Source organism: Nocardioides sp. P86 (genome assembly GCF_023712465.1).
GTDB lineage: Bacteria > Actinomycetota > Actinomycetes > Propionibacteriales > Nocardioidaceae > Nocardioides > Nocardioides kribbensis.
This window is the reverse complement of sequence record NZ_JAMAYE010000003.1, coordinates 823253-849185: the sequence shown is the minus strand read 5'-3', so window position 1 is coordinate 849185 and position 25933 is coordinate 823253. Positions and strand designations below refer to the sequence as shown.

At 75.3% G+C, this 25933-nt stretch carries 27 protein-coding genes; 6 read left to right on the top strand and 21 right to left on the bottom strand.

Annotated elements, in window-relative coordinates; all coding sequences use genetic code 11:
- Positions 1–104: 104 nt before the first annotated feature.
- From M3673_RS17390 to M3673_RS17380, 3 genes are all read right to left on the bottom strand, one after another.
- Positions 105–1271 carry a CdaR family transcriptional regulator gene (locus M3673_RS17390; protein ID WP_193665536.1) on the bottom strand — a complete coding sequence of 389 codons (1167 nt, stop codon included), beginning with the start codon at positions 1269–1271 and terminating at the stop codon, positions 105–107.
- Between the two features lie 135 nt (positions 1272–1406).
- The gene (locus M3673_RS17385; RefSeq protein ID WP_193665548.1) at positions 1407–2771 is read right to left on the bottom strand and encodes a dipeptidase; all 1365 of its coding nucleotides are present in this window, start codon (positions 2769–2771) and stop codon (positions 1407–1409) included.
- Positions 2772–2847: 76 nt separating this feature from the next.
- Positions 2848–3222 (bottom strand): sterol carrier family protein, encoded by a 375-nt coding sequence (locus M3673_RS17380; RefSeq protein WP_251535202.1) that lies wholly within the window; start codon positions 3220–3222, stop codon positions 2848–2850.
- A gap of 200 nt (positions 3223–3422) precedes the next feature.
- Between M3673_RS17380 and M3673_RS17375 the strand changes: the two genes are divergently transcribed.
- Positions 3423–4271, top strand: coding sequence for a hypothetical protein (locus M3673_RS17375; RefSeq protein WP_056903340.1), 849 nt, complete (start codon positions 3423–3425; stop codon positions 4269–4271).
- Positions 4272–4349: 78 nt separating this feature from the next.
- A complete protein-coding gene (locus tag M3673_RS19750; RefSeq protein ID WP_193665554.1) occupies positions 4350–5228 on the top strand; it encodes a DNA-formamidopyrimidine glycosylase family protein in 879 nt (292 codons plus the stop codon).
- Positions 5229–5256: 28 nt separating this feature from the next.
- On the opposite strand, the gene M3673_RS17365 is transcribed toward M3673_RS19750, so the two are convergent.
- Positions 5257–6780 carry an MFS transporter gene (locus M3673_RS17365; RefSeq protein WP_251535200.1) on the bottom strand — a complete coding sequence of 508 codons (1524 nt, stop codon included), beginning with the start codon at positions 6778–6780 and terminating at the stop codon, positions 5257–5259.
- A 53-nt stretch (positions 6781–6833) separates the two neighbouring features.
- Between M3673_RS17365 and M3673_RS17360 the strand changes: the two genes are divergently transcribed.
- Positions 6834–7430 carry a TetR/AcrR family transcriptional regulator gene (locus M3673_RS17360; protein WP_251535198.1) on the top strand — a complete coding sequence of 199 codons (597 nt, stop codon included), beginning with the start codon at positions 6834–6836 and terminating at the stop codon, positions 7428–7430.
- Positions 7431–7515: 85 nt separating this feature from the next.
- On the opposite strand, the gene M3673_RS17355 is transcribed toward M3673_RS17360, so the two are convergent.
- From M3673_RS17355 to purL, 4 genes are all read right to left on the bottom strand, one after another.
- Complete coding sequence (locus M3673_RS17355; RefSeq protein ID WP_251535196.1) at positions 7516–8427, bottom strand: alpha/beta hydrolase; 912 nt, start codon at positions 8425–8427, stop codon at positions 7516–7518.
- A 47-nt stretch (positions 8428–8474) separates the two neighbouring features.
- Entirely contained in the window at positions 8475–8897 is a 423-nt protein-coding gene (gene arfB / locus M3673_RS17350) for an alternative ribosome rescue aminoacyl-tRNA hydrolase ArfB (protein ID WP_193665558.1), read from the bottom strand.
- A 30-nt stretch (positions 8898–8927) separates the two neighbouring features.
- Positions 8928–9488, bottom strand: a complete 561-nt coding sequence (locus M3673_RS17345) for a dihydrofolate reductase family protein (RefSeq protein WP_251535194.1) — start codon at positions 9486–9488, stop codon at positions 8928–8930.
- A gap of 131 nt (positions 9489–9619) precedes the next feature.
- Positions 9620–11929 carry a phosphoribosylformylglycinamidine synthase subunit PurL gene (purL, locus tag M3673_RS17340; protein WP_251535192.1) on the bottom strand — a complete coding sequence of 770 codons (2310 nt, stop codon included), beginning with the start codon at positions 11927–11929 and terminating at the stop codon, positions 9620–9622.
- A 228-nt stretch (positions 11930–12157) separates the two neighbouring features.
- Between purL and M3673_RS17335 the strand changes: the two genes are divergently transcribed.
- The gene (locus tag M3673_RS17335) at positions 12158–13711 is read left to right on the top strand and encodes a glycoside hydrolase domain-containing protein (protein WP_251535190.1); all 1554 of its coding nucleotides are present in this window, start codon (positions 12158–12160) and stop codon (positions 13709–13711) included.
- Between the two features lie 179 nt (positions 13712–13890).
- Here the strand turns inward: M3673_RS17335 and M3673_RS17330 are convergent, their stop codons facing one another.
- From M3673_RS17330 to M3673_RS17315, 4 genes are read right to left on the bottom strand one after another with little or no spacing between them, the layout of a single operon-like run.
- The gene (locus tag M3673_RS17330) at positions 13891–14334 is read right to left on the bottom strand and encodes a DUF3817 domain-containing protein (protein WP_193665567.1); all 444 of its coding nucleotides are present in this window, start codon (positions 14332–14334) and stop codon (positions 13891–13893) included.
- The gene (purQ, locus tag M3673_RS17325; RefSeq protein ID WP_056903333.1) at positions 14331–15008 is read right to left on the bottom strand and encodes a phosphoribosylformylglycinamidine synthase subunit PurQ; all 678 of its coding nucleotides are present in this window, start codon (positions 15006–15008) and stop codon (positions 14331–14333) included. The genes M3673_RS17330 and purQ overlap by 4 nt, the downstream gene beginning before the upstream one ends.
- Positions 15005–15259, bottom strand: coding sequence for a phosphoribosylformylglycinamidine synthase subunit PurS (gene purS / locus M3673_RS17320; protein WP_056863336.1), 255 nt, complete (start codon positions 15257–15259; stop codon positions 15005–15007). Before purS ends, purQ begins: the two co-directional genes overlap by 4 nt.
- Positions 15260–15268: 9 nt before the next feature.
- Complete coding sequence (locus tag M3673_RS17315; protein ID WP_251535188.1) at positions 15269–15577, bottom strand: hypothetical protein; 309 nt, start codon at positions 15575–15577, stop codon at positions 15269–15271.
- Between the two features lie 134 nt (positions 15578–15711).
- Here M3673_RS17315 and M3673_RS17310 point away from each other — a divergent pair, with 134 nt between their 5' ends.
- Complete coding sequence (locus M3673_RS17310) at positions 15712–16227, top strand: general stress protein (protein WP_200918983.1); 516 nt, start codon at positions 15712–15714, stop codon at positions 16225–16227.
- A 32-nt stretch (positions 16228–16259) separates the two neighbouring features.
- Here M3673_RS17310 and M3673_RS17305 read toward each other — a convergent pair whose 3' ends face one another.
- From M3673_RS17305 to M3673_RS17275, 7 genes are all read right to left on the bottom strand, one after another.
- Positions 16260–16418 (bottom strand): hypothetical protein, encoded by a 159-nt coding sequence (locus M3673_RS17305; protein ID WP_228942828.1) that lies wholly within the window; start codon positions 16416–16418, stop codon positions 16260–16262.
- A 32-nt stretch (positions 16419–16450) separates the two neighbouring features.
- A complete protein-coding gene (locus tag M3673_RS17300; RefSeq protein WP_251535186.1) occupies positions 16451–18007 on the bottom strand; it encodes a long-chain fatty acid--CoA ligase in 1557 nt (518 codons plus the stop codon).
- 47 nt (positions 18008–18054) lie between these two features.
- A complete protein-coding gene (locus M3673_RS17295) occupies positions 18055–18480 on the bottom strand; it encodes an SRPBCC family protein (RefSeq protein WP_251535185.1) in 426 nt (141 codons plus the stop codon).
- Position 18481: 1 nt separating this feature from the next.
- A complete protein-coding gene (locus M3673_RS17290; RefSeq protein WP_251535183.1) occupies positions 18482–19384 on the bottom strand; it encodes a phosphoribosylaminoimidazolesuccinocarboxamide synthase in 903 nt (300 codons plus the stop codon).
- 42 nt (positions 19385–19426) lie between these two features.
- Entirely contained in the window at positions 19427–19951 is a 525-nt protein-coding gene (locus M3673_RS17285) for a hypothetical protein (RefSeq protein WP_193665576.1), read from the bottom strand.
- A 58-nt stretch (positions 19952–20009) separates the two neighbouring features.
- Positions 20010–21917, bottom strand: coding sequence for a 4-alpha-glucanotransferase (gene malQ / locus M3673_RS17280; protein ID WP_251535181.1), 1908 nt, complete (start codon positions 21915–21917; stop codon positions 20010–20012).
- 107 nt (positions 21918–22024) lie between these two features.
- Positions 22025–22621, bottom strand: a complete 597-nt coding sequence (locus M3673_RS17275) for an antibiotic biosynthesis monooxygenase (RefSeq protein ID WP_251535179.1) — start codon at positions 22619–22621, stop codon at positions 22025–22027.
- 107 nt (positions 22622–22728) lie between these two features.
- Here M3673_RS17275 and M3673_RS17270 point away from each other — a divergent pair, with 107 nt between their 5' ends.
- Entirely contained in the window at positions 22729–24204 is a 1476-nt protein-coding gene (locus M3673_RS17270) for an MFS transporter (RefSeq protein ID WP_251535177.1), read from the top strand.
- Between the two features lie 24 nt (positions 24205–24228).
- On the opposite strand, the gene M3673_RS17265 is transcribed toward M3673_RS17270, so the two are convergent.
- Both M3673_RS17265 and M3673_RS17260 read right to left on the bottom strand, forming a co-directional pair.
- The gene (locus M3673_RS17265; protein WP_251535175.1) at positions 24229–25254 is read right to left on the bottom strand and encodes a hypothetical protein; all 1026 of its coding nucleotides are present in this window, start codon (positions 25252–25254) and stop codon (positions 24229–24231) included.
- Positions 25251–25901, bottom strand: coding sequence for an RNA polymerase sigma factor (locus tag M3673_RS17260; protein ID WP_251535173.1), 651 nt, complete (start codon positions 25899–25901; stop codon positions 25251–25253). The genes M3673_RS17265 and M3673_RS17260 overlap by 4 nt, the downstream gene beginning before the upstream one ends.
- Positions 25902–25933: the final 32 nt, after the last annotated feature.

Here is a 25933-nt window from a genome sequence, read left to right as displayed (position 1 = left end):
GACTGACAGGGAGTGCTGTCAGTCACCATGCCCACGGCGCCCACGATGTGACCACTGCCACTGTGCACCCTGCACACCGCGCGGCGGACGGGGACCGCGCCGGGTCAGCCGCCCGTGCGCAGCGCGCGTAGCGCGAGGTCCAGCTCGACCGGGGGTGCGCCGGCGAGCACGTCGCGCCCGGTGAGCTCGGCGACGCGGCGCAGCCGGTTGAGCACGGTGTTGCGGTGGCAGTGCACGCGCTCCGCGGTGGAGGTGGCCGAGCCGCCGGTCGCCACCCAGGCCTCGAGGGTGTCCACCAGCGGCACGAGCTCGGCCCGGGGCAGCGCGAGGAGCGGGCCCAGCCACACCGACACCAGACGGGCCGCGACGTCGGGGGCGCTCATCAGCAGCGCCTCGGGCAGCCGGCTGTCGAAGGTGGCGAGCCCGCCGTCGCGGCCCAGGGTGCGCAGCGCCAGCGAGGCCTGCCGGAAGCCGGCGTCGACCCCGGCGAGGCCGTGGACCACGGCGGAGACGCCGAGCCCGCCCGCCGCGGCCGCGACCCGGGCGAGGCGCTCCAGGGCCTCGCGCGGCGAGTCCTCACGCAGCGCGACCAGCCCGACGACGCCGCCCGTGCGGCGCACCCAGGCCGAGGCGTGGGGCGCCACGACCGACCCGGCCTGGAGCGGGTCGACGCGGCCGCCGATCACGACCAGCACGTCGCCGGAGACCGGCAGGTCGAGGATGCGCGCCGCCTCGAAGGCGAAGGACGCCTCCTGGGCCCGCCCGCTCAGCAGGCCCTCCCACAGCTCCGCGCGCTGCTGCTCGTCGGCGCGCACGACCGCGCGCTCGTGGGCGTGGTAGGCCGCCGCGACCTGGGCGGAGGTCTCGTCGACGACCTCCCACAGCCGGCCGCCGACCTCGCGCAGCTCCACCGAGGTGAGCGCCGACTCGGCGTGGTCGACCAGGTCGTCCCAGATCAGCCGACCCCCCATGCGGAAGGAGCGCAGCACGTCGTCGAGGGGCAGCCCCTGCTCGGCGCGTCGGCGGCCGGTCTCACGCGCCGCGTCGTACGCCGGGTCGTGGGCGGGGCTGCCGGTCGGCTCCTGGCCGAGCAGCTCGAGCACGCGGTCGATGTTGTCGTGGCAGGAGCGGCGCAGGTCCTCGCTCGGCACGACCCGCCGCAGCTGGTAGCCCGGGTTGCTGGCCTCGATCGTCGCGACGAGCCGGTCGGTCAGGGGGGCCAGTCGCTGCGCGCGGTGGTCGCCGAGGAAGGCGAGGGTCTCCGCGTCCATCCGCCCACCGTAGCCCGGCCCTCCCCAGGGGGCGGGCCGTCGGCACGTGCCCCCGCGTCAGGCCAGGGCGGCCCCGTCCCGGCCCTGCGCCGGACCCTGCGCCGGGCCCTGCGTCAGGCCCGGCTCATCGCTGGGTCACCGCCGGGCGAGACGCGCCAGCAGCAGCGCCTCGGCCAGCACGACGCGCTCGAACTCCGCGAGGTGGAGGCCCTCGTTGGCGCCGTGGGCGCGGGTGTCGGGGTCCTCCACGCCGGTCACCAGCACGCTGGCCTCGGGGAAGGCCTCCAGGAACTCGGCGATGAAGGGGATCGACCCGCCCACGCCCATGTCGATCGGCTCGGTGCCGTCCCAGGCCTCGGCGAAGGCTGCGCGGGCGGCGTCGTAGGCCGGGCCCGTCGCGTCGATGCGGGTGGGCTCGCCGGTGTCGACGACGGTGAGGGTCAGCTCGGCGCCCCACGGGGTGTGGGCCTCGAGGTGGGCGCGCAGGCAGGCCAGGGCGTTGTCGGCGGTGTCGCCGGGGGCCACCCGCAGGCTGATCTTGGCGCGGGCCGCGGGCACCAGGGTGTTGCTCGCGCCGTCGACCTTGGGCGCGTCGAGGCCGGTGATGCTCAGCGACGGCTTGGTCCACAGCCGCTCGACGGCGGAGCCGGTGCCCATCCAGGTGATGCCGGGCACGGCGCCGGACTCCGCGCGCAGGCGCTCCTCGGGGTAGGTGACGTCGGCGGCGGGCGACGACACCAGCCCGGCGATCGCGACGTCGCCGGCGTCGTCGTGGAGGCTGGCGATGACGCGGCTCAGGGCGATGAGCGCGTCGGGCACGAGCCCGCCCCACATGCCCGAGTGCACGGCGTGGGTCAGGGTGCGCACCTCCACGTCGGCGCGCACGAGGCCGCGCAGGCTGGTGGTGAGCGCGGGCTCGCCGATGTCCCAGTTGCCGGAGTCGGCGATGACGATGACGTCGGCGCGCAGCGCCTCGGCGTGCTCGGCCAGCAGTGCGGGGAGGGTGTCGGAGCCGACCTCCTCCTCGCCCTCGATGAACATCGTGACGCTCACCGGGAGGTCGTCGCCGAAGACGCGCAGCGCGCCGAGGTGGGCGGCGATGCCGGCCTTGTCGTCGGCCGCGCCGCGGGCGTAGAGCCGGCCGTCGCGCTCGGTGGGCTCGAAGGGCGGGGAGTCCCAGTCGGCGTGGTCGTTCTCCGGCTGGACGTCGTGGTGGGCGTAGAGCAGCACCGTGGGCGCACCCTCGGGGCCCGCCTTGTGGGCGATCACCGCGGGCGCCCCGCCCTCGGCGCTCACCACGTCGACGGAGTCGAAGCGCTCGGCGCGGAAGAGCTCCGCGACGGCCTCGGCGCTGCGGCGCACCTCGCCGGCGCGCGCCGGGTCGGCGCTGACCGACTCGATGCGCACGAGGTCCTCGAGGTCGCGACGGATGCCCGGCAGGAGCTCGTCGACGCGGGCACGGATGGCGGCGGAGTCGGTCAGGAGGTCGGGCTGGCTCATGCCGGCCAACCTATCGCCGTCGCCCGGCGCCGGGTCGCGCGCGGGTGGCTGCGGTCGCGCGGCAGGCAGGTCAGGATCAGGTCAGGGGCAGGTGGGGGGCGAGGTCGGCGCGCTGCCCGCTGGCGCTCACCCGGCCCGCGGCGTCGGCCTCGCCCCAGGTGAGCGAGCCGGAGGCCAGCGCGATCCACGTCAGGGCGTCGGTCTCCACGACGGCGGGCGGGGTGCCGCGGGTGTGGCGCACCCCCGGGATGACCTGCACGGCGGCGTAGGGCGGGACCCGCACCTCGACCGAGTGGCCCGGCGCGCGCTGCTCGAGCACGGCGAGGAAGTGCTTGACCAGCAGCCGGAGGTCGGCGCGGTCGGGCGCCGACCCGACGGCCCCCGCGGCCTCGACCCGGGCGAGGGCGGCGGCCACGTCGGCGGCGGGGGCGACCCGGAGCCGGGCGGGCATCAGCGGCGCTCGCGGGGACGGCCGGGGCACGGTCGGTGGATCACCGGGTCAGCCTAGGCGGCCCCGGGACCGGCGCGGTCCGGGCGCTGACCACCGGCGAGCACCACCGGGGAGTCCCAGGGAGCCCATGCGAGCCCCGGGGAGCACCAGGGACCCCGGGGAGCCCCGCGGCTCGCCCCTCCGCCGTGTAGACAGACCCCATGGACCCGAAGACCTCCGGGCGCGTCGCCCGCTCCCTCGAGACCCTGCACGCCCTCTGCTACTTCGCCCCGGAGGTGTCCGACGAGATCACCGCGCTCGGCGTGCGCCCGGGCCGCGCCGCCTACTTCGCCGGGCGCTCGGCGCCGATGGGGCGTGTGGGAGCGGGGCCGGTGGCGGCGACGTTCTACGTCTTCAACCCCGACCTCGTGGCCCACTTCGTGCCGGCCTGCTGGGAGGCGGCCGCCCCCGAGGACGTCACCGCTGCGCGCTACCGCGGTGTCGACGCGGCCTACCGTCGCCTGCTGGGCGAGGAGGTCCTGGCCTCCGCCGAGGTGGCCGAGGCCGCCGAGCTGGCCCGCACCGCGGCCGCCGGCTGCTCGGTGGCCGGGCGCCCCCTGCACGCCGCCCACGCCGACCTGGCCTGGCCCTCCGAGCCCCACCTCGTGCTCTTCCACGCCCTCACGCTGCTGCGCGAGCACCGCGGCGACGGCCACGTGGCCGCTCTGCTCGCCGCGGGCCTGACCGGTGTCGAGGCGCTGGTCAGCCACACCGCGACCGGCCGCGGCTTCACCGTGCCGGCCGCCCAGGCCACCCGCGGCTGGACCCCGGAGCAGTGGCAGGAGACCGTCGAGGCGCTGGCGGCCCGCGGGCTGACGGGCCCCGATGGCGGTCTCACCGAGGAGGGCGCGGCGCTGCGCTCGCGCGTCGAGGCCGCCACCGCCGAGATGGCCGCCGCGCCCTGGGACCACCTCGGCGAGACCGGCGCCCTCCGCCTGGCCGAGCTGGGCCAGCCGCTGGTGCGCCGCGCCCTCGACCACGGCGCCTTCCCCGACGGGGTCTTCGCCTGAGCGGCCCGGGGCCCGGCGTCGCGGGTCCCCGCCGGACGGGTGTGGTCGCACGCGCGCGCAGCGCGTTGACTCTGACCTGTGCCGGAGGGTGACAGCGTCCACAAGCTCGCACGTCGGCTGGAGCCGACGCTGCTGGGCCGCACGATCGCGCGCAGCGACCTGCGGGTGCCGCGGCTGGCGACCCGCGACCTCGCCGGGCGCGAGGTGCGGGAGCTGGCCACCCACGGCAAGCACCTGCTGACCCGGCTGGGGCCGGGCCGTGACGGCTCCGACGACGGCGTCACGCTCCACTCCCACCTGCTGATGGACGGCGAGTGGGCCACCACCGGGCCCGGCAAGCAGCTGCCGCGGCGGATGATGCCCGAGGTCAGGGTGGTGCTCGAGACCGACCGCGGCACCACGGCCTGGGGCCTGCGCCTGCACCAGCTCGACCTCGTCGCCACCCGCGACGAGCACCGCCTCATCGGCCACCTCGGCCCCGACCCGCTGCGCGCCGACTTCGACCACGACGAGGCCGTGCGCCGGCTGCGCGCGGAGCCGGCGGTGCCGCTGGTGAGCGCACTGCTCGACCAGACCAAGGTCGCGGGCCTGGGCAACCTGTGGGCCAACGAACTGGCCTTCATCACCGGCACCAGTCCCTGGACGCCGGTGGGCGACCTCGACGTCGACCGGCTGGTCACCAACGCGCGTCGCGCGCTGCGCCACTCCGCCCTCGTGCCCGGGGCCTACCAGGTCACCACCGGCAGCAGCCGCCGCGGCGAGGACCACTGGGTCTCGGGCCGCGCCCGCAAGCCCTGCCTGCGCTGCGGCACGACCGTCCTCGTGGTCGCCGACCTGCCCGACGACCCGGCCAACCGCCGCACCTGGTGGTGCCCCCACTGCCAGCCCGGCCCCGGACCCGAGGCGCGGGTGCCGACCCCGCGCTCGGTCCGGTACGGCGGGGGCGCCAGCGCCTGACGCGGCGCGTGCCCCGACCGGGCCGGCGTCAGGCGCTGGCGTCGCGCAGGGCGCAGCGGGTCACCACGATGGCCAGCGCCATCAGCACGACGCCGCCGGCGGCGGTGAGGCTGCTGCCGTCGACGAAGGCGGCCTGGGCCGAGGCCGTCAGCGCGGCACCGGTGTCGGCCGGCAGGGTGGGGGCGAGGGCGAGCGCGCCGGCGAGGGTCTCGCGGGCGGCGTCGGCCTGGGCCCCGTCGAGGCCGGCCGGCACCTCGAGGTGGGAGCGGTAGGTCGCGGCGAGCAGCCCCCCGAGCACGCTCGTGCCGAGCACGGCACCGACCTCGTAGGCGGTCTCGGAGACCGCCGAGGCCGCGCCGGCCTCGGCGGGCGGCACCGCGGCGATGATGAGGTCGTTGGACAGCGTCTCCGCGATGCCCACGCCGGCGGCCAGGGCGGCGAAGGCCACGACGAGCAGGGCGACCCCGCCGGAGCCGCCGGCCACCGCGACGCCCGCGTAGGCCGCGGCGGCCAGGCCCAGCCCCGCCGTCATGAGGGTGGCGGGGCGCCAGCGGCGTACGAGGCGCACGACGAGGAGGCTGGCCAGCACCATCGCCACGGTGCCGGGCACGAGCACGAGGGCGGCGTCGAGCGGGCTGAGACCCACGACGAGCTGGAGGTGCTGGGAGAGGAAGTAGAGCAGCCCGACCAGCGCCATCACGCTGAGCAGGTTGACCAGCACCGACCCGGCGAAGGCCGGCACAGTGAAGAGCCGCACGTCGAGCATCGGCCGGGGCCGCGCCAGCATCCGTCGCACCAGGGCGACCCCGGCGGCGACGCCGAGCGCCACGCAGCCCAGGGCGAGCAGGTCGGGCCCGGCGACGGCGACGTGCTTGATCGCGAAGACGACGGGCGCGAGCGTGGCCATCGAGAGCACCATGCCGACGGGGTCGAGCGGCCCGGGCGCGGGGTCGCGCGACTCGGTGACCAGCACGGGCGCCAGCACGAGCAGCGGCAGCAGCATCGGCACCGCGATCAGGAACACCGCACCCCAGTCGGCCACCTCGAGCAGGACTCCGCCGACGATCGGCCCGATCGCCGCCCCGGCCGCGAAGCCGGTGGCCCAGACCGCGATGGCCAGGCGGCGCTGGGCGCGGTCCTCGAACATGCCGCGCAGCAGCGAGAGCGTGCACGGCATGAGCGCCGCGCCGAAGACGCCGAGCAGGAGCCGGGCCAGCAGCAGGGCCTCGGCCGAGGTCGCGAAGGCCGCGAGCACCGAGGTGGCCGCGAAGCCGGTGGCACCGACGAGCAGCAGCCGCCGGCGGCCCACCCGGTCGCCGAGGCTGCCCATGGTGACCAGCAGCCCGGCCAGGACGAGGGGGTAGACGTCGACGATCCACAGCTGCACGGCGGCGCTGGGGCGCAGGTCGAGCGCGATCGCGGGCAGGGCGAAGCTCAGCACGGTGTTGTCGATGGAGACCAGCAGCACGGGGAGCATCAGCACGGCCAGGCCGGCCCACTCCCGGCGCCCGGCCCGCCGGGGCGCCGCGGTCACGGGGTGGAGGGTCGTCATAACGCCTACTGTACCGACTGGTCGGTACAGTGGCCAGTCGTAGGCTCCTCCCCATGACCTCTCCCCGGTCCTCCGCCCGCGAGCGGATCCTCGACGCCTACCAGGCCTGCCTCAACGACCTGGGCGAGCGCGCGGCCACCCTCGACGCCGTCGCCGCCGCCGCCGGGGTCTCCAAGGGCGGGCTGATCTACCACTTCGCCTCCAAGGAGGCCCTGGCCGCCGGGCTGGTCGAGCGCCTCGAGCGGCTGGGCCGCGACGACGTCGAGGCCATGGGCTCCACCGCCGAGAGCGCCGTGGGCCACTTCATCCGCAGCGCCGCCCACGCCCAGTCGCCCTTCGGCCTGACCGCCCAGGCCGTGCAGACGCTGGCCCGCAGCGGCCACGTCGGCGCCGTGCGCACGATGCACGCCCTCGAGCAGGAGTGGTACGACGTGCTCCTGCGCGCCACCGGCGACCGGGTCGTGGCCCGCATGGCCCAGCTCGTGGGCGACGGCATCTACTACAACGCCGCCCTCGCCGTCACCGAGCCCGCCGCGGTCGACCCCGACGAGACCGGGGATCCCGGGGAGCCCGAGGCGCACCCCGCCCTGCCCTCGCCCGCCGAGCAGGAGGACCTCGTCCGCGCCCTGCTGCGGATGATCGACGACTGAGGGGCGACGACCCTCCCGGGGCGTTCCCGGGGCGTTCCCGGGGCACGGCCGGACGGCGGCCGGGCGGGTCAGGCGGCCGGGCGGGTCAGGCGATCGAGTCGAGCACGGCGAGGGTGGCGGTCCAGGCCTCGGAGTCGGGGTCGATGACGACGAAGTGGTCGCCCTCGACGCGCACCAGCTCGGCGCGGGCCCCGGCCGCGACGGCGGCGTCGACGTAGGTCTCGGACTGGCTGACCGGCACGATGGTGTCCTCGGAGCCGTGCACGCACCACACCGGCACGTCGAGCGGCACCTGCGCGAGCGGGTCGACGGGGGCGTCGTCGGGACCGTAGTCGTGACCGAGGAAGGCCTGCACCGCACCCCCGCCGAGGTCCTGCCGTGCAGCGCCGCCGAGGTCGACGACGCCGGCCTGCGAGACGACGTGGGTGACCTCGACGCCGCCGGCCCACGGCTCGAAGCGGCCGCGGGAGGCCGCCCAGGTCGCGAGGTGGCCGCCGGCGGAGTGGCCCAGCGTGACCACCGTGGTGAGGTCGAGGCCCAGGTCGCGCAGCGCGTCGATGCCGGCGGCGACGTCGTCGAGGGTCTCCGGCACGCCCCCGCCCCCGGCCGCCCCGGTGCCGACCCGGCGGTATTCCAGGTTCCAGGCCGCCCAGCCCTGCTCGGCCAGGCTCTCCGCGAGCGGCTGGCCGAGGTCGAGGCCGTACTCCGCGCGCCAGAAGCCGCCGTGGAGCACCACGACGACCCCGCGGGGCTCGCCCTCGGGCAGGTAGAGGTCGCCGAACTGGCTCGGCCCCTCGCCGTACGCCGTCCGGCCCTGGGCCGGCCTGCTCGCCTGCGGGTCCACGGGGTCCAAGCCCTCCTCCTGGTCGGCGCACGCGGTCGCGGCCAGCCCGAGCGCGCCGAGCGCGGGCAGCGACAGGAGCGTACGCCGCCGCAGCGGGCCGCCCCGGCCGGCCGGGGTGGGTGCGGAGGGATGGCGCGGGGAGCGGGAGGGCACGGGGGGTGTTCGGAGCCGCGCCGCGGGCGGCTCGGGCGGAGGGCTGGTCAGTCCCAGCCGCCGCCGCGCCCCCGCTTGACGTCGCCGCGGCGCTTCTTGGCCGAGAGCCGGCGCTCCTTCGACCCGCGGGTGGGACGGGTGGCACGGCGCGGCGGCGGGGGTGGCGCGGCGGCCCGCCGCACCAGGTCGGCGAGCCGCTCGCGCGCCGCGCGCCGGTTGGCCAGCTGGGTGCGGTGCTCGCTGGCGGCCACGGTGAGCACGCCGTCGACCAGCCGGCCGGCCAGCGCCTCCAGCACGCGGGCCCGGGTGGCGGCGGGCAGCGAGGAGGCGGCGACGTCGTAGCTGAGCTCGACGCGGCTGTCGGCGGTGTTGACACCCTGGCCGCCGGGCCCCGAGGAGCGCGAGAACCGCTCGGCCAGCTCGGAGCCCGGGATCACCAGGGTCCTCGTCAGCGGCAGGTCGTCGGGCACGACCCCATCATCGCCGACCCGGGCGCGGGCTCAGCTCCCGGCAGGGGCGGGGGCGTAGCGCAGGTGCAGCACGCCGGAGTCGAGCACGGTGGAGCCGAGCAGCTCCAGCGGCACCTGGCCGGTGTCCTCGAAGAGCCGCTGACCGGCGCCGACGGCGAGGGGGTGCACGAGGAGCTCGAGCTCGTCGAGCAGGTCGTGGGCCAGCAGCCAGCGCACGGTGGTGGCGCAGCCCGACATGCCGATGTCGCCCTCGGTCTCCTCCTTGATCCGGGCGACCTGGGCCGCGACCTCGGCGTCGTCGCCGGTGACGAGGTGGCTGTTCTCCCAGTCGGTGTCGAGCGGGTGGGAGGAGAGGACGTACTTGCGGAGGGGGGTGATGAAGGGCCCGAACTCGTCGTCGTCGGGGTGGGCGGTCCAGTGCGCCGCCCACTCGTCGTAGAGCCGCCGGCCCATGAGGTAGGCCCCGCGGGTCTGCATCCCGGCGCCGATCACCGCGCCCATCTGCTCGGTGAAGTAGGGGAAGTGCCACTGGTCGGGGCGCTCGACGACGCCGTCGAGGGAGATGAAGAAGGTGGCGACGATGCGGGCCACGGGGGCCTCCTGGGACTGGCTGGGGGGTGCGGACGGACGGGCAGACCCGCCCGGCGGCCCGGACTCATCGGCCGCGGGCTGGTCCGCTGGACGTCGTTGCTGGACGGGCTGACGTGCAGGGGCGCTGGCGCCTAGGCGAGCGAGGCCTCGGTGACCGGGCCGGCCATGGCGGCGGGCAGGGTGGCCATCCAGGCGCTGCGCAGCTCGAGCAGCGGCGCCTCGAGGTGGCCCTCGACGACGAGGGTGTCGCCGCCGGTCGTGCCGAGGTCGGTCAGCGGCACGCCGTGGCGCTCGGCCAGGGCGCCCAGCCGCTCGAGGTCGCCCTCGGCGACCGTGACCAGCGCGCGGCCGGCGGACTCGGCGAAGAGGGCGACGAAGGCGTCGCCGCCCGCCACGCCGGCGAGGTCGACGCGGGCGCCGACCATGTGGCGCAGCCCGGCCTCGACGAGGGCCTGGGCGAGACCGCCGTCGGAGAGGTCGTGGGCGGAGGTGAGCAGCCCGGCGCGCTGGCCGGAGGCCTCGTGGAGCAGCTCGGCCAGCGCCTTCTCCGCGGCGAGGTCGACCCGCGGCGGCAGCCCGCCGAGGTGTCCGTGCACGACGTGGGCCCACTCCGAGCCCGAGAGCTCCTCGCGGGTCTCGCCGAGGAGCACGATCCGCTCACCCGCGCCGGCGAAGCCGCTGGGGGTGCGGGCGGTGACGTCCTCGACCACGCCGAGCACGGCGACGACGGGCGTGGGGAGGATCGCGGTCTCGCCGGTCTGGTTGTAGAGGCTGACGTTGCCGCCGGTGACGGGGATGCCCAGCTCGAGGCAGCCGTCCTTGAGCCCGCGACAGGCCTCCGCGAACTGCCACATCACGTCGGGGTCCTCCGGCGAGCCGAAGTTGAGGCAGTCGGAGATTGCCAGCGGCACGGCGCCACCCGTGGCGACGTTGCGGTAGGACTCCGCCAGCGCGAGGCGGGCGCCGGTGTAGGGGTCGAGCTTGGCGAAGCGGCCGTTGCAGTCGGTGGAGACCGCGACACCGAGGTTGGTCGACTCGTCGACGCGGATCATCCCGGAGTCCGACGGCTGGGCGAGCACGGTGTTGCCGCGCACGTAGCGGTCGTACTGGTCGGTGACCCAGGACTTGTCGCAGAGGTTGGGGCTGGCCACGAGCCGCAGCAGCGTGTCGTGCAGCTCCGCACCGCCCGAGGGGCGCGGGAGGGACTCGGCGCCGTCGGCCTGGAGGGCGTCCTGCCACGCCGGGCGGGCGTAGGGGCGCTGGTACGTCGGACCGTCGTGGGCCACCGAGCGCGGCGGCACGTCGACGACGCGCTGGCCGTGCCAGTCGATCTGGAGCCGGCCGGTGTCGGTGACCTCGCCGACCACGACGGCCTCGACGTCCCACTTGGCGCACACGGCCAGGAAGGCGGCGACGTCGTCGGGCTCGACGACGGCCATCATCCGCTCCTGGCTCTCGCTCATGAGGATCTCCTCGGGAGCCAGGGTCGAGTCGCGCAGCGGCACCCGGTCGAGCTCGACGTGCATGCCGCCGTCACCGGCCGAGGCCAGCTCGGAGGTCGCGCAGGAGAGCCCGGCGCCGCCGAGGTCCTGGATGCCGGCGACCAGGCCGGCGGCGAAGATCTCCAGGGTGCACTCGATGAGCAGCTTCTCCATGAAGGGGTCGCCGACCTGCACGCTGGGCCGCTTGGCGGGCCCGTCGGCGTCGAAGGTCTCGCTGGCGAGCACCGAGACGCCGCCGATGCCGTCGCCGCCGGTGCGCGCGCCGTAGAGGATCACCTGGTTGCCGACGCCGCTGGCCTTGGCCAGGTGGAGGTCCTCGTGGCGCAGCACGCCGACGGAGAGGGCGTTGACGAGCGGGTTGCCGAGGTAGCTCTCGTCGAAGACCACCTCGCCGCCGATGTTGGGCAGCCCCAGGCAGTTGCCGTAGCCGCCGACGCCGGCCACGATCCCCGGCAGCACGCGCTGGGTGTCGGGGGCGTCGAGGGGGCCGAAGCGCAGCGGGTCCATCACCGCGACCGGGCGGGCGCCCATGGCGAGGATGTCGCGCACGATGCCGCCGACGCCGGTGGCCGCGCCCTGGTAGGGCTCGACGTAGGACGGGTGGTTGTGCGACTCGACCTTGAAGGTCACGGCGTAGCCCTGGCCGATGTCGATGACGCCGGCGTTCTCGCCGATCCCGGCGAGCATCGCGCCGACCGGGGTCTCCTGCGGGATCTCGGAGAACTGCTTGAGATGCACCTTGGAGGACTTGTAGGAGCAGTGCTCGCTCCACATCACGCTGTACATCGCCAGCTCGCTGGAGGTGGGCCGGCGCCCGAGGATCTCGCGGATCCGGGCGTACTCGTCGGCCTTGAGGCCGAGGTCGGACCACGGTTGCTCGCGGGAGGGGTCCCCGCTGGCGACGGCGACGGTGTCGAGGCTGCTGTGGGTCTCTGGCACGGGCGTCAATCTACCGGCGCCCGGACGGGCCCGGGTCGCCGAGGGCGGGGCCGAGACCCGGAGTCCCGCGCGGGGCCGCGGCGGGGCCGGGACCGGGGGCCGGGTCTCACCCCGCGGGTGGTGCGCGCGGGGCGGCGTACAGGGCTGTGACCTGCGAAAACGCCGCTGCGAACTACAGCGCTGTAGTTCACGCGAACTGCTGTTACGGGTGTGACTCGTGTGGTTAAGGTGACCCGGATCCAGCCCGCTGGGTCGTCCGACGAGCTGTCCTTCCCCCAGCCCTGGAGCACCGCCATGACCCGCCCCGCCCCGCTGTCACCCGCCTCGACCACCCCCCACGGTCGACCCTCGCGACGCCGCCGCACCCTGGTCTCAAGCGCCCTCACCGGCGTGCTCGCCCTGGGTGCCCTGGCCGCCGTCACGGGGGTCGCCGGCGGCCCCGGCCAGGGCGCCGAGCGCGCCGACGCCGCCAGCCTCGCCTCCTCGACGACGGCCGCCGCGGCCCGTCGCGAGGGCGAGGTCGTCGTGCCCGGCGACTTCACCGGCTACGGCTTCGACCAGTGCCTGGCGCCGACGCAGGAGACCATGAACACCTGGTGGCGCACCTCGCCGTTCTCGGCGGTCGGCATCTACATCTCCGGCGACTCCCGCGCCTGTCGCAGCCAGCCGAACCTGACCCCGGCCTGGATCTCCACCCAGGTGCGCAAGGGCTGGCGACTGCTGCCGATCACGCTCGGGCCGCAGGCCTCGTGCCAGCCGCGCTTCCCGCGCTACTCCGACGACCGGACGATCAACCCCTCCCCCGGCACCCAGGGCACCTACGTGCCCGCGCTGAAGATGGGCCGGCAGGAGGCCACCTCCAGCGTCGCCGACGCCGCCGCGCTCGGCATCGGCGCCGGCTCCACGCTCTGGTACGACCTCGAGGGCTACAACTCCGCCGACACCCACTGCCGCGAGTCGGCGCTGTCCTTCCTCTCGGGGTGGACCCAGCGCCTGCACGCCCTGGGCTACGTCTCGGGCGTCTACTCCTCGGCCGGCTCCGGCATCGCCGACCTCGACAAGGCCCGGATCAACCGCCCCGACCGCTTCACGCTGCCCGACCGGATCTGGATCGCCCGCTGGGACGGGGTGGCCGACACCTCCACCAGCTACATCCGCGAGGACGGCTGGCGCCCCGGCGGGCGGGTCAAGCAGTACCGCGGCGGTCACGACGAGGTCTGGGGCGGTGCCCGGATCAACATCGACAGCAACTGGCTCGACCTCGGCGAGGGCTCGACCGCCGCGCCCGAGGAGCACTGCGGCGGCGTGCGGGTGAACTGGCCCGACTACGTGCCGCTCCAGGCCCCGGTCACCAAGAACGGCAGGACCACCACCTCCCCCGCCACCCAGGTCACCGCCCTGCAGTGCCTGCTCAAGGAGGCCGGCGTCTACTCCGGCAGGCTCAACGGCGTCTACAACGACAAGCTCACCGCCGCGGTGCGCACCTGGCAGGGCCGCACCGGCGCCAAGGTCACCGGCCGCTGGTACCGCGACAGCTGGATGACGCTCCACGCCGCCGGCTCGCGCCCGGTGCTCAAGACAGGCTCCGCCGGCCCCGCCGTACGCCGGGTGCAGCGCGCCCTCAACGCCGCCAGCCCCGACACCCGCGTCGTCGTCACCGGCGTCTTCGCCGCCCCCACCGAGCGGGCCGTCAAGGCCTGGCAGCAACGCACCGGCCAGCAGGCCTCCGGCGTCGTCAACGTCGCCACCTGGCGCAAGCTGGCTGCGGGGGCGCGCGGCTGAGGCTGCGGGTTTCACCGGCTGGCTGGCGACACCCGCACCTGTCGGCCCACGCGTCGGCCGACAGGTGCGGGTCCGGGCCGACAGGTGTGACGGCTGGGGCAGGTGGGGCCGACAGGTCCCGAGCTCCGGGCGGGGTACGCCGAGGGCGGGTTTCGCCAGCCGACCGGCGAAACCCGCGGTCAGCCGACCGGGGGGCCGGCGACGAGGGCGACGCCGGTCAGCACGACGACGGCCGCGAGACCGGCGACGAGCCCGCGCAGCGGGTTGCGCAGCAGCCACGCGACGGGACGCTCGTGGCCGGCCGGGGTCGCGGAGACCAGGCGCCAGGAGGCGCCGAGCTCGCCGCGGCGCTCGGCGGAGCGGTCGAACCACACAGTGAAGAACGGCGGGATCGAGGCCAGCAGGCCCAGCAGCAGTCGCTTGGTCGTCCAGCGCTGGTCGACGCCGACGACCACCGCGGTCAGGCAGTAGGCGATGAACACGACGCCGTGGAGCATGCCGCCGATGCGCACGCCGAGCTCGGTGGTCTCGGTGACGTACTTGAGGAACATGCCGCTGAGCAGCAGCGCCCAGGTGATCGCCTCGGCGACGGCGACGGTGCGGAAGAGGCGCAGCGGGCTCACGCGAAGGTCGCCCCCGCGAGCGCGGCCAGCGAGGTGAAGAAGCCCAGGCCGTCGGTGCCGGTGCCGGTGAGGGCCTCCACCGAGTGCTCGGGGTGGGGCATGAGGCCGACGACGTTGCCGCGCTCGTTGGTGACCCCGGCGATGTCGCGCATCGAGCCGTTGGGGTTGTGCTCGAGGTAGCGCGCGACCACGAGGCCCTCGCCCTCGAGGCGGTCGAGCGTGGCGGCGTCGGCGACGTAGCCGCCCTCGCCGTTCTTCAGCGCGATGGTGATCTCGGCGCCCTCGTCGTAGGCCGACGTCCAGGCGGTGGAGGCGTTCTCGACGCGCAGCCGCTGGTCGCGGCACACGAACGTGCGGTGGTCGTTGCGGATGAGCGCGCCGGGCAGCAGGTGCGACTCGCAGAGGATCTGGAAGCCGTTGCAGATGCCGAGCACCGGCATGCCGCGCTCGGCGGCCGCGATCACCTCGGTCATCACCGGCGAGAAGCGCGAGATCGCACCGCAGCGCAGGTAGTCGCCGTAGGAGAAGCCGCCGGGGAGCACGACGGCGTCCACGCCGCGCAGGTCGTGGTCGCCGTGCCACAGCGCGACGGCCTCGTGGCCGCCGATGCGCACCGCGCGCTGCGCGTCGACGTCGTCGAGGGAGCCCGGGAAGGTGACGACGCCGACCCTCATGCGGGCTGGCCGTCCTCGACGCGCACGGTGAAGCTCTCGATCACCGGGTTGGACAGCAGCGTCTCGGCCATGCGGTGCACGTCGGCGAGCACGGCGTCGCTCACCTCGGCCACCTCCAGCTCGAAGCGCTTGCCCTGGCGGACGTCGAGGACGCCGCTGAAGCCGAGCCGGGGCAGCGCGCCCTGGACGGCCTTGCCCTGCGGGTCGAGGATCTCGGGCTTGGGCATGACGTCGACGACGACTCGAGGCATGGGTCGATCCTACGGGCGTGGGTCGGCGTCCGGCTCGTCGGTGGGCGTGACGTCCACGACCCGGGCATCGCCCCAGGGGCTGCCGACCACCTGTGTCCCGTCGGCGGAGGCGGGGGCGGAGAGCGCCAGGTTGACCGCGATGACGGTGGCCGAGGCGGTCAGCGACGCCGTCGCGAGCACCGTACGCCGCCGCCGCGGCCGCACCGGGGGCCGCGGCTCGACGGCCCCGGGGTCGTGGGGTGGGCGCCGGGGCCGGTCGTGGGGCCGGTCGTCGGGCGGGTCGTCGGGCGGGTCGTCGGCGGGGTGAGGTGGCTCCATGTCCTCCGAGGATCCCGGCCGCTCCCGGCCGGGGCCTGACACCGGGCTGTGGATCGGCTGAGAACTGGCCCCAGGAGGCGACTCTCACCCCTCCGGCCCTGTGCTCGGCGGCCCCGGGGGCACATGATCGACCCATGAGCATGAACTCCCCCGCCGGCCGCCGCGTCGACCCCACGTCCCCGCTCCGCCTGGAGTTCCCGCAGTCGCTGGCCGTCTACGACGACTACGCCGCCGCGCAGCGCACCGTCGACTACCTGTCGGACCAGAAGTTCCCGGTCGAGCAGGTGCTCATCGTCGGCACCGACCTCAAGCGCATCGAGCGGGTCACCGGGCGTCTCACCACCGGCCGGGTCGCGGCGGGCGGCGTGCTGTCGGGGCTGTGGCTCGGCGTCTTCGTCGGGCTGCTCTTCAGCATCTTCTCCGAGGAGCCGCTGCTGACCACCCTGCTCTCCACCGCGCTGGTGGGGGCGCTCTTCGGCGTGATCTGGGCCCTGGTCGGCTACGCCGCCACCCGGGGTCGCCGCGACTTCTCCTCCGTCACCCAGGTGGTCGCCACCCGCTACGAGGTGCTGGTGGAGCACCGGGTGGCCGCCCAGGCCCGCGAGCTGCTGGCCGGGCTGCCCGGGAGCCTGCCCGACCCGTTCGCCTGAGGCCCGACCCTCCCGGGGTCGCTCGCCCGGGGTCAGTGGCGCTTCTGGAGCACCACGATGGCCAGGGCGACCCCGAAGCCGGCGAGGATCGGGCCCACGATCGCCCACGTGTCCTCCCCCGACATGGCGCTGCCGCCGAGGTGGCCCAGACCCTGGAGGGTCCAGACCGCCCCGGCGGCGACCATGAGCACCGCGAGCGCGAGCCCGAGGGCCTGGCGAGCGGTCAGGACAGCTCCCGCTTGAGGATCTTGCCGGTCGCGGTCATCGGCAGGTCGCCGACGATCTCGACCTGGCGGGGGTACTTGTAGCCCGCCATCTGCTCCTTGCCCCAGGCCACCAGCTCCTCGGAGGTGGTGGTGGCGCCGTCGTTGAGGATGACGTAGGCCTTGATCTCCTCGCCGTGGCTCTCGTGGGGCACGCCGATGACCGCGGCCAGCGAGACGTCCTCGTGGGTCATCAGCACCTCCTCGATCTCGCGGGGGTACACGTTGAAGCCACCGCGGATGATCATGTCCTTGGAGCGGTCGACGATGTAGTACCAGCCGTCCTCGTCGCGCCGGCCCAGGTCGCCGGAGCGGAACCAGTCGTCCTGGAGCACCTCGTCGGTGGCGTCGGGGCGGTTGTAGTAGCCCTTCATGATGTTGTGGCCCTTGATGGCGATCTCGCCGACGGCCTCGGGGTCGTCGTCGATCTCCTCCCAGCTCTCGGGCTTGAGCAGCTTCATCTCCACACCGGGGATGGGCAGGCCGATGGAGCCGACGCGCACCGGCTCGCCGTACTTGCTGAAGGACGCGACCGGCGAGGTCTCGGAGAGGCCGTAGCCCTCGAGGATCGTGACGCCGAACTTCTTCTCGAACTTCTTGTGCACCTCCACCGGCAGCGCGGAGCCGCCGGCCGCGGCGACGCGGAGGTTCCGGGCGATCGAGGAGATGTCGACGCCCTCCTCGACGGCCCCGAGCAGGCCCCAGTACATCGTCGGCACGCCGGCGAAGAAGGTGACCTCCTCCTTGAGCATCAGGTCGAGCGCGGCCTTGGCCTCGAAGCGCGGGAGCATCACGACCGTGCCGCCGAAGGCGAAGGCGCCGTTCTGGATCACGGTCTGGCCGAAGGAGTGGAAGAGCGGCAGCACGCACAGGTAGGTGTCGGGCTTCTCGGCGTCGGCGCCGAAGAGGTCGACGCCGGCGAGGGCGTTGTCGCGCATGTTGCGGTGGCGCAGCTCCGCGCCCTTGGGCTGACCGGTGGTGCCCGAGGTGTAGAGGATGACCGCGGTGTCGTCCTCGTCGGTGGCCACCGACTCGAAGGTCGGCGGCTGCTGCGACATCGCGCGGCCCATGGTCTCGGTGCCCTCGATCGGCGACTCCGCCGCCGGGTCGGCGGTGATCATGAAGAACTGCTCACAGCTCTCGGCCTGCTCGAAGCCCGCGTGGCCCTCCTTGCCGATGGCCAGCTCGGGGGTGCCCTGGAAGCAGAAGTAGGCCTTGGCCTCGGAGTCGCCGAGGTGGTAGGCCACCTCGCGCGCCTTGAGCAGCACGTTGAGCGGCACGACGGTGCCGCCGGCCTTGAGGATGCCGTAGTAGACGATCGTGAAGTAGGGCAGGTTCGGGCAGCTCAGGGCGACCTTGTCGCCGGGCTGGATGCCGCGGGAGACCAGCAGGTTCGCGACCTGGTTGGCCGCGCCATCGACCTGGGCGTAGGTGAGCCGGGTGTCGCCGAAGATGATCGCGTCGCGATCGCCGTACTTCTCGGCGCTGGTCTCGAGCAGGCTGGACAGGTTGAACACGTATGGCCTCCGTCACGTCGTGTGGTGGGGGCCAACCTACTGGTGGGTCACGAACGCCGCGACAGGATGTCCGCGGCTCGGCGCAGGTCGGCCCCGACGGCGGGCACGGAGGCCAGCGTGGCGGCCAGCCCGAGGGGGCCGAGGGCGTGGATGCGGAAGCGGTACGCCACCACGCAGGTCTGCGGCGTGGGGGCGGTGAGCTCGAGGGTGAGGTCGGCGCGCACGAAGCGCCACGTGCCCGACTCGCTCCACCGCTTGGGGCGCACCAGCTCGGTGGTGCGCATCGCGGGCCGCAGGCCCGGCACCGTGACGTCGGTCCAGGTCTGGCCCACGCGGGGCTCGCCGTCGACGTCGTCGACGCGGCGCAGGCTCGACTGCCACTCCGCGCGGTGGTGGGGGTCGACGAGGTAGTCGAAGACGACCTCGCGGGGGGCGGCGACGTCGACGGTGCCGCCGAAGGTCCTCGCGGTCATCTCAGAACCTCCCGCCCGTGAGCAGCTCGTAGGCCTCGACGTAGCGCGCCCGCGTGCGCTCGACGACCTCGGCGGGCAGCGGGGGCGGCGCCTCGCCGGAGGCGCGGTCCCAGCCCGACTCCGGCGAGAGGGCCCAGTTGCGCACGATCTGCTTGTCGTACGACGGCTGGGTGCGGCCGGGCCGCCAGGCGTCGGCGGGCCAGAAGCGGGAGGAGTCGGGGGTGAGCACCTCGTCGCCCAGCACGGTCGTGCCGTCGGCGCGGGCGCCGAACTCCAGCTTGGTGTCGGCCAGCACGATGCCCCGCTCACGGGCCAGCGCCTCGGCGCGGGAGTAGACGGCCAGGGTGAGGTCGCGCAGCTCCTCGGCGGCCGTGTCGCCGATGGTGGCCGCGACGGCGGCGTAGGAGACGTTCTCGTCGTGCTCGCCCAGCTCGGCCTTGGTGGCCGGGGTGAAGACCGGCTCCGGGAGCCGGCTGCCGTCGACCAGGCCGGCCGGGAGCGCGACCCCGCAGACCTCGCCGGTGGCGGTGTAGTCGACCAGGCCGGAGCCGGTGAGGTAGCCCCGCGCGACGCACTCGACCGGCCACATCGCCAGCCGCTCGCAGACCACCGCGCGCCCCGCGACGGCGGCCGGCACGTCGGTGGACAGCACGTGGTGGGGCACGAGGTCGGCGAGCTGGTCGAACCACCACAGCGACATCCGGGTGAGGATCTCGCCCTTGTCGGGGATGGTCGAGTCGAGCACGAAGTCGAAGATCGAGATCCGGTCGCTGGCCACCATGAGCAGCTGCCCGGCGTGCTCGCCCTCCTCGATCTCGTAGAGGTCGCGCACCTTGCCCGAGTGCAGCGGGCGCGCACCCGCGATCGGGGGTGCGGTGGGGATGTTGAGGTCGGCGGCGCTCACGGGCTCAGCCTAGAGGGCGGCGCCCCGCCCGGCGGTGGGCGCTCAGCAGCCGCAGGTGTAGTAGGTGACGTCCCAGTGGTTGCCCTCGTCGGCGTACTCGTTGCCCGAGGCGGCGCGGTAGAGCGCGGCGCCGTCGCTGCGCTGGCCGACGTAGGTGTAGGTGCGCTGCACCCACGAGGTGAGGCAGGAGGTGCGGGAGAAGTCGAGCTTGTAGCCCGCGCTGTGGCTGTAGGTGCCGCCGGCGTGCCCGGTCTCGGTGCCACCGGTGATGGTCAGCGCGCAGCCGCTGGCTCGCTTCAGGGTGATCGCACCGTCGACGCTGGTCTGACGTAGGCCGTCGAAGGAGGTGCAGGTCGACACGGTGCGGTCGGTGCAGCCGCCCGAGGAGGTCCACGTGATGCCGGCGGCGCGGAGCTGCGTCTCCGCGCTCGCCTGGGTCACCGCCGAGGCGGGCGCAGCCAGGGCGAGCGACCCGACGAGGCCGGCCAGCGCGGCCGCCGCGGCGGTCGCGGCGCGGCGCGGCGTACGACGGGGGCGTGCGGGGAGGGCGGTGGTCGAGGAGGTCATGCCCCGAGCCTGCGCGAGGTCGTGCCGCGGGGACAACGCCCCCGGCGCAGGTCAAGGGTTATCCCCGACCGGTTCCCCCGTCGGCCGCACGCTCGGCCACCCGGCCGGCCACTCGGTGGGCGAGGTGGTCGGCGGGGCCGGCCACGAGGTCCTCGACGGCCAGGGGCAGCGGGAGGCACCAGTTGGGCCGCTCGGTGGTGCCCGGCACGTTGGGCCGGCGCTCCTCGCCCAGGGCGTCCTCCAGCGAGAGCGACAGCATCAGGCAGGGCGCCTGGGCGAGCCGCTCGTACGCCGCGGCGACGGCCCGGTCGGGCCCGTCGTCGGGCGCGAGCGCGTCGTGGCGCAGCAGCCGCTCGCGCAGCTCCTCGCGACCCGCGCGCACGGCGGCGGGGTCCATGTCGCTGCTGGCCAGCTGGTCCTCGACGTCGCTGCCGGTCCACAGCCCGGCCACGGTGGGCAGGTCGTGGGTGGTGACGGTGGCGAGGGCGCCGGTGGGCCAGGTCGCCGGCTCCTCGTCCTCGAACCACAGCACGCGGTAGGTGAGCACGTCGCGCTCGGCCAGCGCCTCGCGGACCCCCGGCTCGACCGTGCCGAGGTCCTCGCCGACGACGACGGCGCGGGCGCGGTGGGACTCCAGCGCCACGATGTCGAGGAGGTCGTCGCTGGGGTAGCGCACGTAGGCGCCCTGCGTGGGCTCGGCGCCCTCGGGGATCCACCACAGCCGGAAGAGACCCATCACGTGGTCGACGCGCAGCCCGCCGGCGCCGGCGAGGGTGGCGCGCACGGCCTCGACGAAGGGCTCGTAGTCGGCCTCCTGCAGGCGCCAGGGCACCAGCGGCGGGGAGCCCCAGTCCTGGCCGCTGGAGTTGAGCGCGTCGGGCGGGGCGCCGACGGTGACGCCGCCGGCGAGCACGCCCTGCCACGACCAGGCGTCGGAGCCGCCGCCGGAGACGCCGATCGGCAGGTCCTGCACCACGGTGAGGTCGCCGGAGGCGGCGCGCAGCTGGGCGTCGAGCAGCCACTGCAGCCAGGCGTGGAAGGTGACGTCGTCGGCGCGCTCGCGGGCCAGGTCGGCGACGGCCGGGCCGTCGGGGTCGCGCAGGGCCTCGGGCCAGGCGTGCCAGTCGGCGCCGTGGTCACCGGCGACCACGCTCCACAGCGCGAAGCGCTCGAGCCCCTCGCCCTCCGCCCGGCGCCACGCGGCGAAGTCGTCCCCGGCCCCCTCGGGTCGCTCGCCCGGACCGCTGCGGTCGAGCACGGCGCGCAGGGCGCGGGCCTTGAGCGGCCACACGCGGTCCCGGTCGACCAGGTCGGTGGCGCGGGCCGCGGCGAGGTCCTCGGCCAGGTCGAGCTCGGCCAGCAGCGCGTCGTCCCAGCCCGGCACGTCCTCGACGCGCAGGTAGAGCGGGTTGCGGAAGCGGCGGGTGGCCGGCAGGTAGGGGCTGGCCTCCTGCGGCAGCGACGGGCCCACGGCGTGCAGCGGGTTGACCACGAGCAGCCCGCCGCCCAGGCGCTCGGTCCAGCGGCGCAGCGCGGCGAGGTCGCCCAGGTCGCCGATGCCCCAGCCGGCGCGCGAGCGCGCGGCGTAGAGCTGCACCGCCCAGCCCCAGGTGGGCTGCTCGGGGGTCCAGCAGCGACCGGGCGAGACCACCAGCCGGCGCTCGACGCCCTCGGCGGTGGTGAGGCGGTGGTAGCCGAGCGGGAAGTCGGCGGGCAGCGGGCCGTCGACGTCGTGCCGGCTCCCGTCCTCGCAGACGACCCGCACGGCCCCCAGGCCGAGGTCGCGCCCGGGCCGGGAGACCAGCGGCCCGCGGGCGGCCAGGTCGTCGGGCGGGGTGCCGATGACCTCGCGCAGCGCGGCGACCGTGGCCTCCGGTGCCTCCCGGGGCTCGTCGTCGGCGTCGAGCCAGGTCAGCTGGAGGCCGCGGTCGTCGACGCGCGGCTCGAAGGGGGTCGCGTCGGGCACGCCCCCGACCCTAGGAGCCGCGCGGGCGCCGCGGACCACCCCTCACGGGGTGCCGTCCCGGGCAGGCGGTCAGCACCTGCCGGACGTGACGGCGAGCCCGGGGCCGCTCACCGGCGGTGGAGCGTCGTGCTGCGCCAGGGCGCGGGGCGGCCGTGCAGCCACCACTCCATCCGCCGGGTCATCCAGGGCAGGGCGAGGTAGGTCATGATCGGCGTCATCACCAGCACGGTGGCCAGCACGCGCAGCGGGAGCACGAGGTCGGCCACGACGTGGCCCGCGACCCAGTTGGCCAGCACGCTGAGCGGGTAGAACACCATGAAGATCACCGAGGCCTGCTTCCACCGCGGCGGCGCCGGCGGGGTCACCCGCAGGTCGCGCACGTCGCGGCTGGTGGGGTCGTCGAACCACCCCTCGATGCCCGTACGCCGCTCGACGCGCGACTCGGTCACCCCCAGTCCGGCCGAGGAGTCGCGCCACCACTGCCGCTCGTGGGAGGTCTCCCAGCGCGACAGCGCCTCGGCGTCGGCGAAGCGGTAGAGCATGTGCCAGGTCTCCGAGTCGCGCTCGGGGCGCACCCACCCGGCGCCCAGGAAGCCCGGGAAGCGCTGGGCCAGCGCCGTGCCGGCCTGGAGCCAGCTGGCCATCTCGGCCTCGCGCCCGGGGTCGACGTGACGGGTGATGGAGACGGTCACCGGTGAGCCCATGCGACAAGCGTCGAGCCGCCCGGGCCCCACCGCAAATCTGCTGGCGACTCCGGCGGCAGCGGCGGCCCACCCCTCCGGGTCTTGGGCGGTCGGGGAGGCTGGCGGGTGTGAGCGAGCGCGTGGTCCCGAGGTCGTCGACCGGCGAGGACCACCCCTCCCACCACGACGACGAGGAGCAGTGGGAGCCCGACCCGCGCCGCTGGCGCATCCTCGGGGTGTCACTGGTGGTCGGCTTCATGTCGCTGCTCGACGTCTCGATCGTCAACGTCGCGGTGCCCTCGATGCAGGCCGGCCTCGACACCTCGGCCGGCACCATCCAGTGGGTCGTGTCCGGCTACGCGCTCACCTTCGGCCTCGTGCTCGTGGCCGGCGGCCGCCTCGGCGACGCCTACGGCCGTCGCCGGCTGATGCTGATCGGCCTCACCGGCTTCGTGCTCTCCAGCGCCGCGGTGGGGCTCGCGCCGACGGCGGAGACGGTGGTGGCGGCCCGGCTCCTCCAGGGCGCCACCGCCGGCCTGCTCACCCCGCAGAACTCCGGGCTGATCCAGCAGCTCTTCCGCGGCCCCGAGCGCGGCCGTGCCTTCGGGCTCTTCGGCTTCACCGTCTCCTCGGCCTCCGCGGCCGGGCCGGTCATCGGCGGCGCGATCATCGCGCTGGCCGGCGAGGAGGACGGCTGGCGCTGGCTCTTCCTCATCAACGTGCCGATCGGCGTCGTCGCGGCGATCGCGGTGGTGCGGATGGTGCCCAAGCGGGTCCGCCGCGAGGACGACGACGACCCCCGCATCGACGTGCCCGGAGCCCTGCTGCTCGGCGCCACGGTGCTGTGCCTGCTCTACCCCGTCGTGAGCGTCGAGAGCGGCGCGCGCCTGCCGCTGCTGCTCCTGCTCGGCGTGCCCCTCTTCGCCTGGGGCTTCGTGCGCTGGGAGCACCACACCGTGGGCCGCGGGCACCCGCCGCTGCTCGACGTCGCGCTGCTGCGCCGGCTGCCGGGCTACGCCAGCGGCCTCAGCGTCGGCACGCTGTACTTCACCGGCTTCACCGGGCTCCTGCTCGTGCTCTCGGTCTACCTCCAGGAGGGCCTGGGCTGGACCCCGCTGATGGCCGGTCTGCTGCTGGTGCCCTTCGCGCTCGGCTCGGCCACCAGCGCCCCGCTGGTGGGCCGCTGGATCTCGACGGTCGGCCGGCGGATCACCGTGGCCGCTCTCGTCACCACGATGGTCGGCGTCGTCGCCGTGGCCCTCGTGGCGCCGGGGCGGGAGGGCACGACGCTGGTGCTGCTCGCGGCTCCGGCCCTGCTGCTGGCCGGACTCGGCGGCGGCGCGGTCGTCTCCCCCAACATCACCCTCACCCTCGCCGACGTGCCGCCCCGCATGGGTGGCGCGGCCGGCGGGGCGCTGCAGACCGGGCAGCGCATCGGCGCCTCGATCGGCGCGGCCCTGCTGATGACGGTCTACCAGGTGGTCGCGGGGTCCGTCTCCCCCGGCGCGGGCCTGCGCGCGGCGCTGCTCACCGGCGTGCTGCTGCTGGGCGTCGCGCTGCTGCTCGCCGTACGCGCGCTGCGGCTGGAGCGGGCCCGCGCCTGAGGCGGCCCGCTCCAGCCGTCACGGTCAGCAGCCGCTGGACTCCGCGATCCGCTGCGGGTCCCGTCCGGCCGCCATGTCGTCGCCGACCTGCCAGATCCAGGGGCTCCAGTCGCCCTGCGGAGCCATCTCGCGCAGCACCGGCCAGTCGCGGCTGGCCCGCATGGCCGACACCGCGGCGTCGTCGTCGCTCGCCGCCGCCTCGGCGTAGACCGCGACCCAGCCGCAGGTCACGGCCGCGGTCAGGGGGGCGCCGACGTGGTAGCGGGTGTTGTAGCCCGTCACCTCCACGTCGTCGAGGTCGAAGCCCGGCGGGGTCTCGACGCCCTCGAGCATGCCCTCCATCGTCGACCTGACCTCCGCCGGCGTGACCACGGACTCGGGCAGCGCCTCGGCGAAGGTGGCCTCGTCGGTCAGCCGCACCCCGGCCAGCAGGTCGCGGAAGGCCGCCTCGTCCATGCCGCTGCCGCGCACCTCGATGAAGCTGCCGTCCTGGGGTGACCGCATCACGGCGTGGTCGGTGGGGCCGTAGGCGCGCAGGTCGGAGGTGCGGCCGAGCAGGTCGACCTCGCCCACCAGGGGCACCTCCGCACGGTCGGCGACGTAGCCGGGGTAGGCGTCGGCGTCGTAGCGGGTGATCTCGAGGTCACCCGCGGGGCCGGTGTAGGACACGTTGCGCTCGGCGACGTAGGTCGCCCGCCAGCCGTCGACCGCGAGCCAGCCGAACGGGCCCGTGACGGCTGCACCCGTGGCGCCCGGGGTGCCCGGGACGTCGGCGCCGGCAGGGGCCGGCTGCCCGGTGGACCCGGCCGGACCCGCCGGAGCGGGCGTGCCGTCGCGCAGCAGCAGCGGCGCGGCGGCCACGAGGGCGACGGCCGCCGCCGAGGCGGCCACGGCGGGCCAGCGGCGGCGCGGACGGTCGGTCGACGTCGTGGCGGGGTGGTCGAGGACGGGAGTGCTCATGATCTGCTCCAACAGGTCGGCCCGCCCCGCGCTGAGGGGCAGCCGGGCCACCTCGTCGTCGCTGATCACGGGTCGGGGTGCGTCGGTCACGGTGCCTCCTCCGGGACGGTCATCGGGTGTCTGCTGGAGAGGTGTCCGGCCAGGTCGTGGACGTGACCGGACCGCGCTGCCGAGCCTGCTCGCGCTCGCGCACCGGGGGTGGCGCGGGACCCCGGCGGCGGGGGCGGCGGGGGCGGCGGGGACTCGGGCGCCTCGAGCAGGTGCAGGCGCAGCCGGCCCCGGGCGCGGGAGAGACGGGCCCGCACCACGACGGCGCTGACCCCGAGCACCTCGGCGATCTCCCGGGGCTCCAGGGCCTCCCAGGCCGACAGCTCGAGCACCTCCCGGTCGGCCGGAGAGACCCGCGCGAGGGCCGTCGCCACGCGCTGCCGCTCGACCGCGGCGTCGGCGGGGTCGGGTGCGACCAGGGCCAGCTCGTCTCGCAGCCGTTCACCGAGCCGGTCGCGGCGACCGCGGCCGCGCCGCTGGTTGGCCAGCGTGCGGCGGGCCACGCCGTAGAGCCACATCCGCGCCCGCTCGCCCTCGGGCACCTCGCCCGGCCTCCGCCAGGCCACCAGGAAGGTGTCGGCGACGACGTCGGCGGCGTCGTCGGACGTGTCGGTGCGGCGCAGGGCGTACCCGAGCAGCGCGTCGAAGTGGTCGGCGTAGAGCCGGCGGAACCTCTCCTCGGGGGTCATGACCCATCCGTGTCCGGCACGCCCCCGATCGT